This is a genomic window from Streptomyces sp. NRRL WC-3618 (genome assembly GCF_001280005.1).
In the GTDB taxonomy this organism is placed as follows: Bacteria; Actinomycetota; Actinomycetes; order Streptomycetales; family Streptomycetaceae; genus Streptomyces.
The window spans coordinates 1-414 of sequence record NZ_LGDW01000299.1 but is presented as its reverse complement, the minus strand read 5'-3'; the positions used below and the strand labels follow the sequence as shown (position 1 = coordinate 414).

Sequence of the window (414 nt, the reverse complement as noted above, 5' to 3'; positions counted from 1 at the left end):
GGCCGCCGCCGTGCGAGATGAGGATGTGGTTGCCGTAGGGGCCCGAGCTGCGGACCGATGAGACCGACCCCGAGTCGACGGCTCGCACGGCCCGGCCGGTGGGCGCGGGGAAGTCGAGACCGGTATGCCGACCCGACGACCACATGCGCCCGGCCACGCCGAACTTAGTGCCGTACTTCGCGTCGACCGGCTTGGCCCACTGGCCGCCGCCGACCTGCGAGTCCTCGCTGCCCTTGATGGCGGAGAGTACCGCGTCGAGGACGCTTCGAGGGCTGGCCTTCAGCAGCTTCCCGAACCCGCTGTCGGCGCCGGGGATGTTGCTGATCAGGTCGCGGATCGGCTTGGCCGCGGCCCCGGCGGCGGAGGTGACGCCCCCGAGGACCCAGTCCTTCGCGGACTTCCGGGAGTTGCCGA

General features: G+C 71.7%; 1 protein-coding gene. It reads right to left on the bottom strand.

The genetic code is table 11. The annotated features are described in order from the left end of the window. On the bottom strand, nucleotides 1–414 hold a 414-nt coding region (locus ADL01_RS43915; RefSeq protein WP_159049601.1), incomplete at both ends, for a peptidoglycan DD-metalloendopeptidase family protein.